Raw genomic sequence first — 19,809 nt, forward strand, 5'->3', positions numbered from 1 at the left:
TAATAACAATACTATATATTACTATTAAAAATATTCTATATTATTTCTATTTATTCATGTGCATTTTCTGCTGACTTTATCAAAATGTTTTATAATTGGATCCTCATAGGCAAGAATATCTGTTAAATCATTGTTTGTAACTACGAGATAATGAGTAACATCTTCCTTCTTTATCAAAGTAAATGATTCTGACTCAATCCATTTACTAAAATCCGAATCGGAAACTTTAAATATTACTCTACCAGTAAAAATCTCCTTATTGTAATTACTCAATATTTCAGAAACGGTTTTCCATCGATTTCCTTCATCAGTTGTTCTAAAACCTTCAATGACTCCTGGGAAATGAATAGTTACGACTGTTTGATTGCTTTCTAATCGTATTAAAAGACCTTTATTATCATAGTTAATTGCTTCTAATTCATAAGATTCTTTTGGTACTTGAACTGGATTCCATTCTTCTAATATTTTTGAGTCCATTTTTTCCTCCTATTTATCATATCTAATTTTAATTTTTGTTTTGTCAAAATTAATTATTTCCAAAGTTGGATAATTTAGCATTGCTGAACTTCCAGGTCTAACCATAATTTTTCTTCCATCGGATAATAGCCCAACATATCCAATACCATACGTTGTCTGTATTTCAACAATGTTGGTAATGCCTAAGTTTTTGAAGTCTTTTAAAGCAGTTGTAAAATCTCCACCTTTAATCCACTGTGTCGTTTTACCTCTCGTCTGCTCACCTGGAGAAGCTACCGACAAAATTTCATCAATCGGGCTTTTTAAATTTACACCTTTATATTTTTTAGATACATTATAATTTTCAGGACGTGGCCATGTTTTCCCACTCATTGAGTTATAGCTATATGAATTTGTTGAATTAACCTCATTCATCATAGCATCGCCCATTTGATTCAGGTTCATCTGAGCATTGTGGATTTGAGCTGTCTGTTCCGCAACTGCTGCAGCTGCCATTGCATCTGATTCTTTAATGAACTCAACCTTATCTTTATTTCGTTCATTGAACTTAGACAGATTTGAAGCCCAGGAATCTTTATTAAAATCAATAGCCCCAAATCCTTTGGTATCTCCTTGAAAATTCTTCTTGTTTCCAACAGCTTCTAGTCCAATTCTCAAAAAATGCAATGCTTCAGCTATCTCGTCAAATTCATTTCGATGACTGTATTCAAACTCTTGAAACTTTCGTAAAAGAATGACCTCTTTCTTGGCTGAATTTAAACTGAATTCATCAAAAAACTTTCCAATCCCTGGAATACCCGCTAATTGGTCGGCCATGTCTAACAGCCATTGTGCTTTATAAGAAGCCAGCTGTTGCATACGTATCTCCAAATCTTCTAACTGATCTGTATCTAGTTTAACAGATCCGCCTGTTACTTGTTGACGAAATTCAGTTGTGTAATCACTAAATTTATCTACAAGTAAAACAATCGTTGATTCAAATGTTTCAGTCAAAGGGCGATAGCCTATATCAAAGTGATTCTTTGCTGAACTCCAAGCTCCACCAGTTAATTTCTTTTCTTCTGAGAAGCCTTTAATAGCAAGATTAGATTGTTTAAAATTAAGTTCTATTTCTTGTCTACTTTCGTTAAGAAGTTGGTTGAATTTATAAAGTTCTTCAGTATCAATTTTCGTCATAAACGCGCCTCTTTTTCTAGCGCAGTCAGTTCTTTCTCAATCTGTTTGGCTTTCTTAGACTGTTCATCGAAGCTCGTTTCAAACGTTTCTTGATGAGATAACAATGTCCGATATCGCTTATAGTAGTCGTCCTCTGCTTCATCAAATTGAGAACTAAGGAAAGAACTGACATCGGAATTCCCACAAATTTCTTGTTCTTCTCTCATTAAATCACGTTCTCTTTCAAACAGACTTTTAAATTGTGAGATAAACGTCTCTAGTGTTTCTTTTTGTTGGCGCATTTTATAAACTGTATCATCGGCTCGCTCCAACTGTAGTTTTTTCTCGGTCAACAATATACGCCATTCTTTAGAGTTAGGCAATCGTCATCACCGCTTTCCCAATGGCATTTTTAAGAGCATCATCCTTTTCAATAAACGTTTGATTGATTTGTTTAATATGATCTGCATCCGTGTTTACAGACGTTTTTAAGTTACTCAACAATGTTGAAAATGTCTCAATGCATTCTTGACCTTGAACCATAGCTGCTCCATCTGAATAGTTTATTGTGGGTGCTGCTTTAGATGGGAATTTAGCCCCTTTAAGTGCTTTTTTTAATGCTGCTGCGTGTGCATCCGCTTGAACCGTATGTGTTTGAATAGCGTCCATTTAATTCCTCCTGACTGTATAGTTAAACCACAATCGTTAAATAAAGTGCAACCTAAATTACTAGTCAAAAAGGGCTGCATTGTTAATTTAAAATACCAGGTAAGCTAAAGTTAACTTTTCTATTTTTAAATCAATTTAGAAAGCATTTTATTTAGAAGTAGAACAATGAAATGAATTTAAAAAGGAGTGGATGTAAAGTGAATGTTAAAGAGGCGAACAAGTTATCTTCGGTGCGAGAAGTATGGATGAGATCTTAACAGCGTTAGAAGCAACTAAATAAATCAAATCTCTTATAAAATAAAGTCAGAATGCAAGTGCTAACTTTTATTTTATAAAGGGATTTTTTTGCATTGTATCATTAAGTTATCCACCTCGCTAAATTATAAAATGCAATGTAAGCGGAACCGTAATTATATACTAAAAAACTAGCATCTAGCACCTTTACAGCTACTCATACTACAATTAGGTGATGCTTCTGTTCCTGCCCAGCTACCCGCCGCCGAGCCTATAGTCAAAATAATAATTGTGCTCCAACTACGGCTAGCTACATTAGAATTACTATCAGTCGCAAATTTTTCATTCAAATCAAAATCTTTATTTTCCATCTTCTTCCCTTCCTGGTATTTCTTTTTAATTAAAGTTAATAATAATTTAAAATTTTATTTTTCTGTGGCGACGTTTACACTTTATATGATACTATTATATATATAATAAATCAACAGTTTTTTATAAGGAATAAATAGCGTGATTTATAATCAGGTTAGCCACTTGAATTGAAAAGGTAATGCTATAGCTAAATTTTATGTATTATTGAAGTTCTGACACAAATAAGAAAGGAGAAGGATAGCTATATTATTGTTCGTAATCAGTTTACAGTAGACTTACGAAAAAAACACTTTTCGCTTCAAGAACGAGTAATGATTTAAGTGACTCATCAAAAAGGTTGAACTAATCATTGAATAGTAGCAAACTTATGGCGAGTTTTACAAACCGTCAATAATGAACTTAAACGTAATACAACAACTCAGCAACGGAAAAAACAAAATCAGAAGATCTACCTTTATGAAACTACTCATTATTTTGCTGATATTGGTTAGGCTATCCATCAGTGAAATCAACAAAAGTGTTGACAACGAATCAAGTTTAATCAATGTGTTGTCTTTACTGATCAAAAGATACAAGAAAAGTGAGCATAGTCGCCAGAAACCACGATTATATATGTAGTCTGCCATGACTTATTTCTTGAGGTCAATAGTCCCTGTATTCGAATGACTTCAATTAGATTGATTAAAGAGTACTCACCAGCATCAGCTTGGATTTATGAACAAAAAATGCCGTGAAAAAAACCCAAAACAGTTCGCAAGCATTGGACGATGTCAAGAATATCCAAGGAAAATAGTTGTAGTAGATTAACTTCCAACAGTAGAACAATAGATAACATTAACACTTCAACGAGTAGCTAACTTGTCTTGTTATTTGGAAGGAGGAATAAAATGAAAACATTATATTTAGTAAAAAAAGCCATTAAATTAGTTTTAGAATAAGACAAAAACATGTACTTATTATTTTTATTTGTTCGTTTCTTAGCCTATTTTTACCTATTGCAAGTATGTTAAATACACAAAATATTATTAATTCTATTCAAAAAAGTATCACTTTCTTTAATCCTAAGTTACTTATTCCAATAATTATTTTTCCGATTCTGACGATACTTTCTCAGATTTTTCAAAGTCTATTGACTTATAATTCAGCTAGATTAAACGATACTTTAGACTATAAAATTAGTTTCCGAACTTTAAAAGTCATTACAAATGAAAAGCTAACTTCATTTGAAGATCCCAATTTCTATGATTTAATACAACGTGCAGAACAAAGTGGGGGAACTTATCCATTCTCTATCGCTACGGGAATAGTCGCATTACTTACTCAATCATTAGCATTAGTAAGTTACATTTTCATACTTATAAATTGGAAATGGTGGACTATTTTTGTTATTGTACTTTTCCCGTTATTAAGTAGTTTACAAATTATGAAAATAAGTAAAAATGAATTTGAATTATTTCAAAAACGAACAAATGTGGAGAGGCTTAGTTGGTACTATGCAAATTTATTGAATAAAGATGGAAATATTAAAGAGACGAAACTTTTTGGATTAGAGAAATATTTTTTAAATAAATTTAATGAGATTAGAGAGGCTTTTTTTATTGAAAATCAAAAACTAAATCTAAGGAGAGAGTCCTATACATTATCTATTAATTTTATTTCTATTATATGTACAGCTCTAGTTCTAACTATAATTTTTTATGAAGCTAGCATTGGATTAATTTTATTAGGATCTTTGATGACCTATATTAACTCTGTAACTAATGTAAAAACAACATTTAATTCTATAGTTTCTCTTATTTTTAAAATACATCAAGATAGCCTGTATATAGAAAACGTTACAATCTTGTTAGGTAGAGAGGGGGCTCAAGAAAAAAACACTGTGAAAAATAAAGTTAAAATTGACACAATTGACACAATTGAATTAATTAACTTATCCTTTAAATACCCTAGAACCAAGGAATATGCTTTAAAAAATATATATCTTAAAATTAATAAAGGGAATTCTTATTCTTTTGTCGGTGCGAATGGCTCTGGCAAAACAACATTAGTAAAAATTATAATGGGATTTTATATGGATGAATACGAAGGGACTATAAAAATTAATGATATTGATTTAAATAATATTGATCTTAATTCATTCCGAAAATGTATTTCGGCTGTGTTTCAAGATTTTACTAATTATCAGTTTTCTGTCTCGGATATAATTTCTATAACAGATAAATCAGAAATAGATATACCTAAAGTTATTAGGTCTTCAAAAAAAGCTGATGCTCATCAATTTATAAAAAAAATGCCAAAGCTTTATCAACAGCAAATTGGAAACTGGTTTCCCGGAGGTCTACAACTTTCAGGTGGAGAATGGCAAAAATTATCAATTGCCAAAGCTTTCTATAAAGAAGATGCATCACTACTTATTTTTGATGAACCAAGTAGTGCTTTAGATCCTATAACTGAATCAAATCTCTATATGAAATTTAATGAATTAACAAAAAAAATATTGGTATTTTTATCACTCATAGAATTCAAAATGTTACTTTTAATGGAATTATTGTTTCCTTGGAAGGTGGGAAAGTAGTTGAAGTTGGAAAACAATCTGAATTATTAAATAAAAAAGGTTTATTCTATAAACTTAAAACTGCTACAAATATTATTGAATAACTTATAAAGAATAGAGGAGAAATAGTATGAAAAAAATTATATATATAGTTAGCTTTTTAATTATATTCGCCACTGGCTGTGCCAGTGGCAATAATGAAAAAAAATCTATCAAAGTCGATTGGCCCTTATACGAGATTTCTTATGAAGATAGTACCGTTGGATATTTGCTTGGTACTTCTCATATTGGAAAACCATCAATGTATCCCTTCCCTGATAAACTAAAAGAAGCTATTGATCTCAGTGATATATTTTTTAGTGAAGTTAACTATAATCAAGCATATTCTGAATCTACATCTAATATACTAGAAACTTTTTCAACAAATGGACCTAGGTTAGATTCACAACTAACAGATGTACAGCAACAAGCATTAGAAAAAAAATTAAAAAATTATGACATAAATTCTTCTCTAATAGAAAATACAACAATTTTTGGATTGTATATTCAGATGCAAAATAAATATTTAGATTCTATTGACGTTTTAAACGGCGTAGATTATCAACTTAATAACTATTTAAATTCTAAAAAACAAAAAATTGAGAACGTCGGCTTTGAGACAGTTACAGAGCAATATGAATTGATTAAAACGGAGTTGTATACATTTCAATCAGCCAATACTGACTGGCCAGATAAATTTCCTGATTTAAGTCAAGCAAAACAGACAAATCAAAAAATGTTAACTGCTTATATTTCTGGTCAATTAGAAACAGCTATGATTGAGATTAACGATGATCCTATTTTTTCTTCTGAAAATTTCATTGTGGAAAGAACTCAAAAATGGATGCCTAAAATAGATGATGCATTAAAAAATAAGGAGAATATATTTATTGCTGTTGGCTCTGCACATCTGTATAAAACGCAAGGTATAATTGAGCTGTTAAAACAAAAAGGATATACTATTACTAAAATTAATTTTGATTAAATTTGAGTAATCAAGGAAACTAATCAAAGAAAAGTGCTGATTTGTTGAGAATAGGCGATGAAATCATCGAAATGACTGATTTCTGAGATGTAAGCCTCTAGAAATGAAGTTTTGTCTTATAAATGGGCAAACTGCCTCTTTTGGCTAGTTTATCCAGTAGTCACTTGAGGTACGCACACAAAATAAAGGCCCTCAAAATCTCAATTTGCGTGAGGGTTGGTCGCCTAGTATGGGAGTAACGTGTGCGAAGAAAATCATGAGCCGTATCAAAATTAAGGTGTCTGAACATTTGTATGGTTTCGTTGTACTTAGCTTGTGCCTCAAGGGGCACAGACTCTAAATGAATGGGATACTTTTCGAGATAGTCTTGGTGAAATTGCAACTGTTTTAACATAAAAAGACCTACAGAATCAGTAAGATGCAGATTGAGTACCTGTTCTTGCTGATTCTGTAGGCACGAATAAAAAGTCAAGTAAAAGTCCTTGGAAAAAAGAAAAGGCATAAATAAAAAATAGGTGGAGGGGCATTTGGAGTTTCCTAGATGTCTCAATTTATATAAGGAGGATTTAAAATGATTTCTACTAAAAAAATAGAACAAAAAGCAAAAATCGTAACGCTTTTAATTTTACTTGTATCAATCTTTACAATCACTAGCACAATTCTATTTAAATTTTCTGCTAGTGCATCACTCATAATTTATGGTCTTGTTTGCTTACTTATTTTAGGAATCTACTTATTGAATATTTATAAAAATAAAGGGAAATCCGAAAGATTAATTTACCTTTTTGCTTTCTTAATTATCTTCATATTTGCTTTAAATTCAATAAAAAATTTTACTAACTAAGAAAACACGTATATTGATTGTTATATATAGGTTAGGAGTATAAGTTTTCAACATACTAAAGGAGGTATTCACATGGAAGGATATATTTTAAAATCGATGGAACGAATTGATTTTCAATTAAGCTCACAGGTGTCGATGCTAGATGAAGCGATAGAAGCTGAAAAAATGATAGCACACGCTGAAAAATGGAATTCACAAATTCAATGGAAAATCGTTTCTTTGGAGGAGTTAAACAATTTATTATCCCAAAATTCAGCAAATGTGGCTGTTTTTCTCACAATTTATTCTTTGCCTTATAAAAATCATTTAAAAAAGACTTATCCAAATGTAATGATACTTGAAGATACGATTCTTAACACCTCAAAAGTTGAAAAATCAATCATAAAATATGAATATTTTACGATTGGAATGATTATTTCTACTCTCATTATTTTGATGTTTCTCTCCCTAATTTACTAAATTACTAGTCAAAAAGGGCTGCATTGTTAATTTAAAATACCAGATAAGTTAAAGTTAACTTTTCTATTTTTAAATCAATTTAGAAAGCATTTTATTTAGAAGTAGAACAATGAAATGAATTTAAAAAGGAGCGGATTTAAGGTGAATGTTAAAGAATTAGTTAATTCAGGAAATCCATATAATGATTTTGCACCTGAAGTAGCAAAAGCCCGAGATGAGGCAAGAGAGTTAACTCGAAATTACAATAATAAAGTGAATTTAGAAGGGCTTTATGATAAAGAAATTATTTCTAATTTAGTTGGAAGTCATGGTGAGAACTTCACAATTGAGTCGAATTTTCGTTGTGAATTTGGTTTCAATATTTCCTTTGGAGAGAATTTTTATGGAAATCATGATTTAATTATTTTAGATTGCAATCAAGTGACCATCGGGGATGATGTTTTATTTGGTCCGAGGGTAGGGTTGTATGCTGCTAATCACGCACAGGATCCAGTTGCTCGAGCTGCTGGGGACGTTTATTCAAAGCCGATTACAATTGGCGATAAAGTCTGGCTATGTGGCGATGTATCAGTGGCACCAGGAGTGACCATCGGCGAGAATAGTATTATTGGAACAGGTAGTGTCGTAGTCAAAGATATTCCGGCCAATGTTGTTGCAGCGGGAAATCCATGCAAAGTGATTAAGAGCATTTATGACTAAACAGAAAAAGAAGCAACGCGCAGAATTTTGCACATTGCTTCTTTTTTGAATTATGCTAAATCTTCACCATTTGTAGCAATAACTTTTTTATACCAATCAAATGAATCTTTCCGAGAACGATCCAATGTACCGTTGCCGTAGTCATCTTGATCCACATAGATAAAGCCGTAACGTTTTGACATTTCATTGGTACTCGCACTGATTAAATCAATACAGCCCCAAGGTGTGTAGCCCATTAAATCAACGCCGTCACGGATTGCTTCCGCCATTTGTGCAATATGTTGACGCAAGTAATCAATACGGTAAGAATCATGAATGCTACCATCTGCTTCAACAGTATCATAAGCACCTAAGCCATTTTCAACGATAAACAAAGGCACTTGATAACGATCATACATTTTATTTAGCGTGATCCGTAAGCCCTTAGGATCGATTTGCCAGCCCCAATCACTTGACTCTAGATAAGGGTTTTTTAAGCCACTCATAAAGTTGCCAACGATTTCTTGCTTAGCAGGATCGCCACTTTGAACCATTGACATATAGTAGCTAAATGATAGGAAATCGACTGTGTGAAGCAGTAATAATTCTTCATCCCCTGGTTCCATCTCAATCGTGATATTATTTTCTTCAAAGAAGCGGTCCATATAGCTTGGATAATATCCACGAACTTGAACATCTGTATAGAATAAGTTTGCATGATCTTCTTCAATTGCACGTTGAACATCATCGGGGTTACAAGTTTCAGCGTAAGATTCCATCCGAGCTAACATACAGCCAATCATTGAATCAGGAATAATCTCATGTCCAGCCTTAACTGCACGAGCGCTGGCAACAAATTGATGATGCGTTCCTTGATATGCGGCTTGTTTATGATTTTCATATGTCCCAGCTAAAATTCCTCCACCGATGTAAGGACTCATTCCCATTACATTGATTTCGTTGAACGTTAACCAATAGTTCACTTTATTCTTATAACGTTTAAAGACAGTCTCAGCATAATGAACAAAGAAATCGATAACTTTACGATTTGCCCAACCGCCATATTCCATTGCTAAATGTAACGGCATTTCATAGTGAGAAAGAGTCACTAACGGCTCAATTCCATATTTCAAACATTCATCAAAGACTTTATCATAAAAAGCTAAACCCGCTTCATTTGGCTCTGTCTCATCACCATTCGGGAAAATTCTAGGCCAAGAAATTGATAAACGGAAAGTCTTAAAGCCCATTTCAGCAAATAAAGCGATATCCTCTTCATAACGATGATAGAAATCAATTCCACGGCGTTTCGGGAAATTATCTCCTGATTTGCCAGCTAACGCAGCTTCGATTTGCTCTTTCGTGTATTCAGAAAGTAACTCTCCTGTCCGCTCTTCTTTTGGTGTAAATGTTACCATATCGAATGTTGATAATCCCTTTCCATCAACATCAAATGCCCCCTCAACTTGATTAGCAGCAGTCGCGCCACCCCATAAAAAATTTTCTGGAAATGCTTTTCTTTGATTCATGAATAAAATCTCCTCTCATCTACTAAAATCTATTTTTATCAATAAGAACTGCTGTCAAATACATGGCAACAGTTCAAAGCTATGTCTTATTTAAACCAAATCTTCATCCTTAAAGCCAGCGACATAAGTGAATACGAAGCCTAAAACAATCCCAACAATAGAAGCGACAACAGCGCCAATAAATCCAGAATTAATGCCATCTGGGCTAATATAACTTGGGAAAGCGAAAATTCCTAAACCACCCATAATATATCCAGTAGTATTGAAGAATCCTAGAATCCCACCACCAACAGCCGCCGCCGCACAACTTGCGTAGAATGGACGTTTTAGGGGCAACGTAACTCCATAAATTGCAGGTTCTGTTACTCCAAAAATCCCTGAGATAAAGGCTGGAATTGCTAAACTCTTAAGTTTCATGTTTTTAGTTTTGATCCAAACAGCTAAGACAGCTCCAATTTGTGCAAATGAAGCTGCTAATGTTAACGCTAAAATAGTATCTCCGCCATTGGCAATATTATTCATTGCGATTGGCACTAAACCCCAATGTAAGCCGAAGATAACAAATACTTGCCAGAAACCACCAAGTAAAATACCAGCAATAATTGGACTTAAATTATAGACGAATTGTGTTGCTGCTCCTAAAAGCATACCTGCCCAAGTAGCAAGAGGTCCAATTACTAAGAAAGTTAAAGGAACCATCACAAGTAACGTACAGAAAGGAACTAAGAAATTACGCACAACACTTGGAATAACTTTAGCAAAGAATCTTTCTACTTTCGCTGAAACAAAAATTGAACAGATAATTGGAATAACAGATGAAGCGTAGCTCATCATGATAACGGGAATTCCAAGGAAAGTAACTTTAACAGGTGAAGCTAGAACGGTACCTTCAAACAATGTATAAAGTGTTGGTACATCTGGTCCCATCAATGCACTAATAGATGGATAAATGAGTGCAAAACCAATGGTCATACCAATAAATGGATTTCCTTTGAACTTCTTGCTAGCCGTATATCCAAGGAAAACTGGAAGTGAATAGAATAACGCATCCCCAGTGGCTTGTAGAATGGTATAAGTTCCAGAAGTCATGTCTAACCAACCTAGTGCTACAAATAATGCCACAAAACCTTTAATCATCCCTGTTGCAGATAATACTCCTAATGTTGGAGTGAAAATTGCTGAAATCATATCAATAAATCGATCAAATAAACTCCCTTTTGGTGCGTTATCTGCATCAGAGGTGTCCATATTGCTATCTGTTGCAAATCCACCAACTTTAACTACCTCTGAAAAAACTTCTGGAACATGGGTGCCAATAACGACTTGATACTGTCCGCCGCTTTTCATGACCGTTACAACGCCGTCCATTTTTTTAATTTCTTCAGTTTTTGCAATGCTCTCGTCTTTTAATTTAAATCGCAAACGAGTGACACAATGGAAAATGCTAGAAACGTTCTCTTTTCCCCCAACTTTTTCAACGATATTTGTTGCCAAATCTGTATATTTAGCCATCTTTTATTCCTCCAATGTTATAAGGTGCCTCTATTTTGAACAAAAAAAACCTAAACTGATTTGAAGTATGTAGGAAGTCCTACAGTTCAAATCAGCTTAGGTTTTGCCCAGAATTGGTAACAATCCTATCTGATGTCCTTATAATACCAACTAAGCATTAATAGTGCAAGCGTTTTCTTTTAGGCGTTTTAAAAATAATGAATAAGTTAAAATAATATTTCATCATTTGAAATATTAAATCCCTTGAGGAATAAGGATTTCAATAGTTAATTTTGATGAAGATACTTTATTTTAAGTTTGGTTAAATCTTCAGAAAAGCACTAAAAAACTGAACAGGAATTTACTTCCTAATTCAGTCGTTTAAAGTTATTCAGCAAGCGGAACTAACGGTGTCGCCCAATTGTGGATTGGTTGGCGTTGCGCTGTTTTGATAGGCTGCTCCAAATCACGATAACCAAGACGATAATTAGTCATTAATTCATAGTTTAGTGGAAAACCAAGTTCATTGGTTAAAATTGGATCCAAAATAAAGGGACTTGTTGCCCAAAATCCGACTAAATCTTCTTCCCATGCTACTAATGAAAAGTTCTGTATTAAAGCAGCAGTAGCCTCAATGGCATCATAGTTTTTTCGTTGATCATCAGGAAAAACTTCATGAGCAAATAAAATTGTTGCCGGTGAATTTAAAATTAACCGGGTCATCTTCGTCGTCATTCGTTCACGGGATTGTGCATCCTTGATAATCTGATTTCGTTCATAGCTAGCAATAATTCGTTGATAGAGCCATTGTTTTTCAGTATCAGTTGTGACAATCTTAGCCAACCAAGGTTCAGTTTTTCCGTGGAAAGGGGCATAGCTAGCTTTTTCTAATAAATTATAAATAAGTTCAACTGGAATTTCCGTAGTTAAACTGGTTTTTGAGGTTCTTCTAGTTACAATTGTTTCAGAAATGGATGCTTTCACTTGGAACAACTCCTTTTATTTAGAACTTTAACAAATGAGAATCATTCTCATTTGTTAAAAACTATCTTAACTGAAATAAGTAAAAAGTGCAACTAAAAGGAAATACGTATGCCTATAGTATAAAAAACTCTAAGCATTTCTACTTAGAGTTTTCTTTTTCAATTGTTTTCATCTTTTAAAGAGTCGATAATCGGTGTTTTTCTGATAGAGCGTGTTGCCAGAAAACTGATGATTAAGAGTAGTAAAAGAAAGACGATTCCACAGAAGAACATTGCTGTAAGTGGCAAGTAGAAGGTAAATGTAAAGATTGAGCCTATACCTCTAAAGAATAAGAAAATGAACCCAATACCTAATAAATTGCCTAGAAGCAAAGATTTAATGCCTAAAGAAAGATTTTCATAAATTAACATTTTGGTAAAGGCTTTTGGTGTCATTCCAACTGATTTTAGAATGGCAAATTCTCTTTTTCGTAGCGCAATACTTGTAGATGTAGTATTGATAATGTTCGTGAAACCAACGAGACTAATCAATGTAATAAAACCATAACCAAAAATCATAAAGACCATATTTGTATCTTTTGTATCTTGGGCAGTTTTAATATTATTGCTAATAGTAAATGAAGGTTCTGCTTTAAAAGCATTGTTTAATTGCTTAGCAACCACTTCATCTTTAGTAGGCAATACATTTAATTGAGCATCCAAAGAAAAATCACTTGTTTTTTCCAGTTTTAGGTCAGATATAATTTTTTTGAAATTTGTTTTATTTGTTATGAAGATTGGTTCATTTCTACTGAATAAAAAATTATCTTTTGGTAATTTATTGAGTTCAGCAATAACTTCAATTGAACTTTTAGGCTTACTTTCTTCAGTATTATTCGAGTCAGACTCAGTATCGGAACTATTCGTTACAGCGAACTTTTGCTGAACCAAACTACCTGCTTTAAAAATAGTTCCTTCTTTTATTTGTCCTTGACTTTCATTTATTGTTTTACTAGGAAGATTGAGAAGTAGTACTGGAACTGCACCATTTATAGGTGTATCTATCTGTGAAACTGCAACAGAATCTAATAAGCTTTGGTAACTTTTGTCATCAATATAAGATAGCTTCAAGTAAAAATCTTGACTTTCATGAAACAATTCTGTTCCAAAAGGGGATAAATGATCTTTTGGTAAAGGCATTTTAAGGGTCGTACTTGCCTGAAGACTATAATCCACTACAGAAGAATTGTTTTTTAATTCTGTATCCAACGTACTGAAAAATCTATCAATTGTTGCCGGAATATTGACTCTGGCAGAAACCGTTAAATCACGAGAGGGGGTATCTCCATTATATAAACTTTCAGACTTAAATAGATAATCGACAAATCCAGAAAAAGCGACAAATAATGTAATGCTAATGGTTAAAGATAGCAAGCTAGCTAAATAGCGTTTACGATTCCGTTTTTGATTTTTAGTAGCTAAAACTCCCTCAAATTTAAATAGTTCTGTAATCAGTGGAGAAACTTTTAACTTTTTGGGATTTAAACGAATCGTTTGGACTTGTAAAATATTTTGCAAAGGACTAACTTTTCCGGCTTGTTTTGCTGGAATTAAAGCTGAAATAAATAAAATAATGCATAAAATAGCTACGGCAATGAGTAAAGTAGCAAAATTAATAACAAAGCTTAATTTAATGCCTCCGCTAGCTAAAAGCTTTCCCGTAAATTGAAAGGTAATAAATATTCCTGCAAGACCAGATAAAATCCCTAAAGGAATGGAAAGTATTCCGATAATAAAACTTTCAAAATAAACACTGTCTTTTAGCTGTTTGGGTGTTGCTCCAACACTTGCTAAAATACCAAACTGTCGTTGGCGTTCACTAACCGAAATACTAAAACTTGTATAGATAACACTAATTGAACCAATCGCAATTAAGCCAATAATTAAACTGACAACAGAAACCATAAAGGTATAGAAGCTTTCTTTTTTAGATAAACCTAAGAAAGAGAGAACTGACTTATTATAAGATAGTACAGTGCCTTCAGAATCGAGTCCTTTTTGAAGTTTTTCGGTGAATTGGTAGAAATCTTTGGTATCTTTGACTTTAATATAAAAGGATAAAGGTTTACTGGGAGACAATTTTTTCTCCGGAATAACAGTTAAATATTGATCATATTCTTGATTATCATAGTTTGTTGGATAAAGAGTTCCAACAACTTTAAACGTTCTTTTTTTAGGGCTTTTCAGAGCTTTATCCCAGTTAGACAAGTCTTCTCTGGCAACTGAACCGATGGCTAAAGTAATCTCTGAACCAACAGGATATGTTTGATAATTGACGTTGGAAGCTGTTGAAATAACTAGCTCATTTTCATTTTTAGGCAACCGTCCCTGTTGAATAGTTCCAAGTGTATTTGGTTTTTTTTGAATGGCTTCAGGGGTGAATTGTTGAATTTGAATAAAAGGTTTAGCGTAATCATCTTTTACTTCGTTTTTAGCAAAATCTCCGGCTTGAGTAACAAAGTAACTTTCGACATTGTTATTTTGGGTAATCCGCTCCATTTTATCCTGAGGTACATTTTCAATTAATAGATGCCAATCTCCATCACTTCTTAATGTTGAGCGATACATCGTATCTTGGAAGCTAGACATCATAGTTAAAACGCCGGTTACCATAGCTGTTGAAAGAATAACCGCAATAATTGTAATCAAGGTTCTTCTTTTATTCTTAGTAAGTTGTTTAATAGTTAATTTTTGAATGATACTCATTGGCGCAACACCTCATCTTTAGTGATCTTGCCATCCTCGATTGTAATAATTCGATCGGCTTTTAAGGCGATTTCTGGGTCATGAGTAATCATAATTAATGTTTGCTTGTATTTTTCATTAGAAATTTTTAGCAAGTCTAATATTTCTTTGGAATTGTGACTATCTAAGTTCCCAGTAGGTTCATCAGCTAAGACAATTGCGGGTTGATTAATTAAAGCCCGTCCAATGGAAACACGTTGTTGCTGCCCACCAGATAGTTGATTTGGTAAATTTAATTGACGGTTCTCGAGACCAAGCGTTTGTAAGAGACTCTCTAATTTTAGTGAATCAATCTTAGCGTTATCTAGAGAAAGGGGTAAGGTAATATTCTCAACTACATTTAAAATTGGCAATAAGTTATAGAACTGATAAATCAATCCAACTTGGCGTCGTCTAAAAATAGCTAACTTTGTTTCATTTAGTTGATAAATAGAACTATTGTTAATTGTAACTTCTCCTTCAGTTGGTCGATCAACTCCCCCTAAAATATGTAGGAGAGTTGATTTTCCTGAACCAGAAGGACCAATAATCGCAACAAATTCCCCTTTTTTCACTGAAAAACTAACATCGTCTAATGCTTTTACTTGATTTTCTCCAACACCATATATTTTGGAAACATTTTTTACAGTTAAGATATCCATATATGTCACTCCTTTTATTTGCTTGATTATTTACAGTATAACGAGCCAGAGTGACAACTTAGTGACAAAGGACAAATTAAATAATTCCTTTGTAGAGTTTTACTTCAAATTTAGCTCCTTGGATCTTATTATTCTGGACTTCAATCGTTCCATGATGTTTTTCAATAATTGTATGAGCCATTGCTAAACCAATTCCAACACTATCAGACAAAGCATTACTTCCCTTGTAGAAGCGTTTAAATAAATAAGGCAAATCTGTTGGCGCAATACCTGTTCCTTCATCTTGAATAATCAAAGAAGTAAAAAGTGGATTTGTCGTTGTTTGAATCTGAATGGTTCCTGCAATGGGTGAGTATTGGACTGCATTTTTAATTAAATTCAAACTCGCCTCTTTTAAATATTTATAATCGCCAACAATGACTAAATCCTCTGCCAAATCCAAATGAATAATCAAACGTTTATGCTGAATTAAAACATCTAAATGTGTGAGGCAGTCTTGAATTAACTCAGTCAGCTGAATTGGTTTAGACTGTAGTTTAAGAGTCCCCGCATCAAATTTAGTTAATGTTAATAAACTAGTGATTAGAGATTGAATTCGATCTAACTGAGGAATGAATTGTTTAGAAATTTCCTCTTGTTGTTGTAATGTTAAAGGACCATCAAGTAAATCCGTTAAAATATACAAGGAAGTCAATGGTGTTTTTAATTGGTGGGAAATATCCGCAATGCCGTTTGCTAATTCTTTTTTTGCATCGGTGGCTAGTTCTTTTTCAGCAGATAAATCTTCTGTAAAGGAATAAAGCTGGTCCTTAATTTCACTAAGAGCCCCTTCGCTAATCGCCAACATATCGTAGGTTTGTGTTCCCTTGGCGCTTTGTTGAATATAGAGCTGTAAATCATTTAGTTGCTGATAGAATTTTGTTAAAGCCAATGTAAAGAAAATAAGTCCGCCTAGCCATAAAAGACTGATTAGACTCCATCCAGTTAGTAAGTCGACGTGATAATTTTTAGTAATTAATGGATAGTTTGCAGTAAGCCCTAAGTCGATTAATTTTGTTCGGCCTGCTTTAGCAGTGGCTTCATCAATTTTGCCAGAAGTATAATAATGAAAAAGGGCATTATCTTTTGTACTATCTGGATCTAAATCCAATAAACCAAGTTGGTCAGCAATAAACTGCTCCGCTCCATTGCGTTCACGGATATAACTATAGTGTTGAAAGAGAGTAAAGCCAATTAAGCAAATAAATCCAAAAAGTAAATAGCTCCAAAACCACCTTTTCACAAATGGATTTTGAAAAATCGAACGAAGTCTTTTTATCATATCGTGTGTTCTCCCTTGCTATCAAAAAAATAACCTAAACCACGAATTGTTTTTAAACGTTGCGGTTGTTGGGGCTTATTTTCAATTTTCTGACGTAATCGTTTCATCGTAACAGTAAGTGTGTTGTCATTAACAAAATTACCAGAATGATCCCAAATACTAGCCAAAATTTGTTCTCTAGTTAAGGTGCGATTTGGATGTTCCATTAAGTATTGAAGCAAACGATATTCCAGTGGTGATAGGTTAATCTCTTGAGTATAGCGCTTCACAATTGGTTGAGTTAGTGAAAGCTCTAGCTCTCCAATAATAATTGAAGGTTGAATGAGAGGCTGAGTTTCTGTAGCAAGGACATTCTTAATCCGGACTAAAAGCTCTCTTAAACGAAAAGGTTTAGTAATGTAATCTTCTCCTAGTTCCAATCCAGCAACTAGTCGTTCTTCTTCATCTACCGCAGTTAGAAAAATTAACTTACTAACAGGATAATTCTTCTTAATAGTTGTACCTAAGTCAAAACCGTCACCATCAGGCAAACCTAAATCTAATAAAATTAAAGAAAAATTATGCTGGTTTAATAGTAAATTAGCTTGTTGAATAGAGCTAGCAATTGTAACAACATAGCCAGCTTGTGTTAGAGCTAAAGCCAAACTATCGGCAATTAATTTTTCATCTTCAACAATTAATAAATTCATCTCTTCACTTCCTTTAAGCAAGTATGTAACCGTATCATATCATGTTTTTTAATCAAATGTCGTAAGTATTTAGCTAGAAGATTTGCGTTTGTTATTGGCGAATATGTTAGCTACTTTTGTCATAGTAGTGATGGAAACTAATAGTCAAGAAGTTCAGATTAGTGTGGAAAATTTCAATGAACTGTTGAAAATTCAGTCTTTATCAGGCAGAAAAAAACAGTTAGTTTTATTGTATCAACAAATTTGTATAGAATTTAATCAAAAAAGAAAAGCAATAATCATGAGTTGAAAAATAAATTAGGTGATTATTTGCAGCGACATTTTTGAGATAATCAACTAATTTTAAATAGAGTTGAGGAGAAAGTTAATTTAAATCCTAGTTATTTATCTGCTTTTTTTAAGAACAATTAGGAGTTAATTTTGTTAGTTATATGACGTATTTATGTATTAATGAAGCAAAAAAGCTGTTGAAAAAAACAGAGTTAATGGTTTCAGATATTTCGGAACTAGGTATACTTTTTAACTAACTAGCCACTACTCTGTATAGTCAGAGTAGTGGCTAGTTAGATTTTTTATATTATTTTTTGAAATTTAAAATCCAAACAGGTAGCCAAATTATTGAAAAGGAAATAATACACATCAATAATCCGAATTTTAAGTCGGAAGGCAGTATTATTAAGATAATTAAACCGAGGAGACTAAAAAATAAGCGCTTAATCCATTTAGATTTATTTCCAACATGTAACCACGGCACCAATAATTCCACCACCTCCTACTACTATAATACCAGCTAAACATCCCGCGCAAATTGGAGCGGCTAGTACACAAGGAGCTCCGCATAATTTTAGGATCACTGCAATAACTCCGCCAGATGCTCCAACAATTGCTCCAAAGCAAGCAACATCCAAACCGCGTTGTTGACTTAATTGTTGAAGTTCTTTAATAGAGTTTTTTGTTTCCTCATTTGAAATGTATTTGATAGTTAAGTCTTCATTTCGAGCCTGTTGTCCATCTACAAATTGATTAATCCAAAATGTATGATTTTTAGATTCTGTAAGTTGTTGTTCAGAATAATTAACAATTTCCTCGTTTTCAAATGCAATTGTTATATTGCTTAAAATATTAAAATCAGAGCTATTTTTGAAAGGGATAGTTAATAGCATAAAGCCATCATATTCTGTCAACTTACTGGCATCAAAATCTAAATTATCTTTTGATGTTTTTAAATCAATATTTTGAGTGGAGATTTCTTTTTTAGTTAAATCAAGATACTTAGAGAAAAGACTTTGATTTGTATCAAAATTAATTTCTTTAATCATTTTTGCCATATTTATTGGGTTATTAGAATTGATAGTAGCAGCGTTGCTCAGTATAGGCATAGAAATAAAACTTAAAATGATACCAAAAATTAAAGATAGATTGATTATTTTTTTCATTAGATTGTCTCCTTAAAATAATTAATAATTTTTTTATAGTCATTGATTTCTTCACTAGAAAATTGTTTTTTTATTTTGCCATTTTCAAGCTCAATAATTGTAGGAACAAATGTGATTCCGACTTCATCAGTAAATTTTTCAAAATTTGAATCTTTTCTAGCCAAGTCAGTGTCATAATAATAAATAGCTCCATATTTTTTTGCATTTTTCAAAACTTCATTAGTTTTTGATATAAGGTTAAGACATTCAGGACATGTTTTTCTACCAATATAAATAAAACTTTTTTCATTCTTTTTTGTTAATGAATTAAATTCTTCGGTATTAATTTTTGTTAAGTTCATGGTTTTTAAAGCATAATTAACGTTTGGCTTATTGGTTGTTATAAAAACACCTAAAACAATAACTAATAAAATAAATGAAAATAACAAAATACGGACCATTTTACTTTTCATAAATCCAGCATAAAATA

Annotated in this window: 19 protein-coding genes; 5 read left to right on the forward strand and 14 right to left on the reverse strand. The window is 32.7% G+C overall.

The window, feature by feature from the left end; genetic code table 11:
• Nucleotides 1-54 precede the first annotated feature (54 nt).
• The 5 genes from BR43_RS19195 to BR43_RS11955 form a co-directional block, all read right to left on the reverse strand.
• Nucleotides 55-477: a hypothetical protein gene (locus tag BR43_RS19195; protein WP_051933943.1), complete on the reverse strand. Its 423-nt coding sequence runs from the start codon at nt 475-477 to the stop codon at nt 55-57.
• A 9-nt stretch (nt 478-486) separates the two neighbouring features.
• Nucleotides 487-1,653 (reverse strand): T7SS effector LXG polymorphic toxin, encoded by a 1,167-nt coding sequence (locus BR43_RS19200; protein ID WP_051933944.1) that lies wholly within the window; start codon nt 1,651-1,653, stop codon nt 487-489.
• Nucleotides 1,650-1,985, reverse strand: coding sequence for a hypothetical protein (locus BR43_RS11945; RefSeq protein ID WP_157463957.1), 336 nt, complete (start codon nt 1,983-1,985; stop codon nt 1,650-1,652). The genes BR43_RS19200 and BR43_RS11945 overlap by 4 nt, the downstream gene beginning before the upstream one ends.
• A gap of 22 nt (nt 1,986-2,007) precedes the next feature.
• Nucleotides 2,008-2,301 (reverse strand): DUF3130 family protein, encoded by a 294-nt coding sequence (locus BR43_RS11950; RefSeq protein WP_034560341.1) that lies wholly within the window; start codon nt 2,299-2,301, stop codon nt 2,008-2,010.
• A 425-nt stretch (nt 2,302-2,726) separates the two neighbouring features.
• A complete protein-coding gene (locus tag BR43_RS11955) occupies nt 2,727-2,906 on the reverse strand; it encodes a hypothetical protein (RefSeq protein ID WP_034562231.1) in 180 nt (59 codons plus the stop codon).
• A gap of 1,004 nt (nt 2,907-3,910) precedes the next feature.
• Here BR43_RS11955 and BR43_RS11960 point away from each other — a divergent pair.
• The 5 genes from BR43_RS11960 to BR43_RS11980 all read left to right on the forward strand — a co-directional run bounded on the left by BR43_RS11960 (nt 3,911) and on the right by BR43_RS11980 (nt 8,487).
• Nucleotides 3,911-5,482, forward strand: a complete 1,572-nt coding sequence (locus tag BR43_RS11960; RefSeq protein ID WP_034562233.1) for an ATP-binding cassette domain-containing protein — start codon at nt 3,911-3,913, stop codon at nt 5,480-5,482.
• 109 nt (nt 5,483-5,591) lie between these two features.
• Complete coding sequence (locus tag BR43_RS11965; RefSeq protein WP_034562235.1) at nt 5,592-6,485, forward strand: TraB/GumN family protein; 894 nt, start codon at nt 5,592-5,594, stop codon at nt 6,483-6,485.
• A 571-nt stretch (nt 6,486-7,056) separates the two neighbouring features.
• Nucleotides 7,057-7,329 (forward strand): hypothetical protein, encoded by a 273-nt coding sequence (locus BR43_RS11970; protein WP_034562238.1) that lies wholly within the window; start codon nt 7,057-7,059, stop codon nt 7,327-7,329.
• Between the two features lie 72 nt (nt 7,330-7,401).
• On the forward strand, nt 7,402-7,788 hold the full coding sequence (locus tag BR43_RS11975) for a hypothetical protein (RefSeq protein ID WP_034562241.1): 387 nt from the start codon (nt 7,402-7,404) through the stop codon (nt 7,786-7,788).
• A 114-nt stretch (nt 7,789-7,902) separates the two neighbouring features.
• Nucleotides 7,903-8,487: a sugar O-acetyltransferase gene (locus BR43_RS11980; protein ID WP_169741054.1), complete on the forward strand. Its 585-nt coding sequence runs from the start codon at nt 7,903-7,905 to the stop codon at nt 8,485-8,487.
• Between the two features lie 50 nt (nt 8,488-8,537).
• Here the strand turns inward: BR43_RS11980 and BR43_RS11985 are convergent, their stop codons facing one another.
• The 9 genes from BR43_RS11985 to BR43_RS12030 all read right to left on the reverse strand — a co-directional run bounded on the left by BR43_RS11985 (nt 8,538) and on the right by BR43_RS12030 (nt 19,792).
• Nucleotides 8,538-9,995: a glycoside hydrolase family 1 protein gene (locus tag BR43_RS11985; protein WP_034562246.1), complete on the reverse strand. Its 1,458-nt coding sequence runs from the start codon at nt 9,993-9,995 to the stop codon at nt 8,538-8,540.
• Nucleotides 9,996-10,085: 90 nt separating this feature from the next.
• Nucleotides 10,086-11,507, reverse strand: coding sequence for a PTS transporter subunit EIIC (locus tag BR43_RS11990; protein WP_051933945.1), 1,422 nt, complete (start codon nt 11,505-11,507; stop codon nt 10,086-10,088).
• Between the two features lie 366 nt (nt 11,508-11,873).
• Entirely contained in the window at nt 11,874-12,470 is a 597-nt protein-coding gene (locus BR43_RS11995) for a nitroreductase family protein (RefSeq protein ID WP_034562248.1), read from the reverse strand.
• Nucleotides 12,471-12,628: 158 nt separating this feature from the next.
• Nucleotides 12,629-15,214 (reverse strand): ABC transporter permease, encoded by a 2,586-nt coding sequence (locus BR43_RS12000; RefSeq protein WP_034562250.1) that lies wholly within the window; start codon nt 15,212-15,214, stop codon nt 12,629-12,631.
• A complete protein-coding gene (locus BR43_RS12005) occupies nt 15,211-15,894 on the reverse strand; it encodes an ABC transporter ATP-binding protein (RefSeq protein ID WP_034562252.1) in 684 nt (227 codons plus the stop codon). Before BR43_RS12005 ends, BR43_RS12000 begins: the two co-directional genes overlap by 4 nt.
• Before the next feature lie 76 nt (nt 15,895-15,970).
• Nucleotides 15,971-17,215, reverse strand: coding sequence for a sensor histidine kinase (locus BR43_RS12010; protein WP_051933946.1), 1,245 nt, complete (start codon nt 17,213-17,215; stop codon nt 15,971-15,973).
• Nucleotides 17,212-17,904, reverse strand: coding sequence for a response regulator transcription factor (locus BR43_RS12015; RefSeq protein WP_034562254.1), 693 nt, complete (start codon nt 17,902-17,904; stop codon nt 17,212-17,214). Before BR43_RS12015 ends, BR43_RS12010 begins: the two co-directional genes overlap by 4 nt.
• A gap of 728 nt (nt 17,905-18,632) precedes the next feature.
• Nucleotides 18,633-19,340 (reverse strand): hypothetical protein, encoded by a 708-nt coding sequence (locus BR43_RS12025; RefSeq protein WP_034562258.1) that lies wholly within the window; start codon nt 19,338-19,340, stop codon nt 18,633-18,635.
• A complete protein-coding gene (locus BR43_RS12030; RefSeq protein WP_157464019.1) occupies nt 19,340-19,792 on the reverse strand; it encodes a thioredoxin family protein in 453 nt (150 codons plus the stop codon). Before BR43_RS12030 ends, BR43_RS12025 begins: the two co-directional genes overlap by 1 nt.
• Nucleotides 19,793-19,809 lie beyond the last annotated feature (17 nt).

The sequence above is a fragment of the Carnobacterium gallinarum DSM 4847 genome (genome assembly GCF_000744375.1).
Classification (GTDB): Bacteria; Bacillota; Bacilli; order Lactobacillales; family Carnobacteriaceae; genus Carnobacterium; species Carnobacterium gallinarum.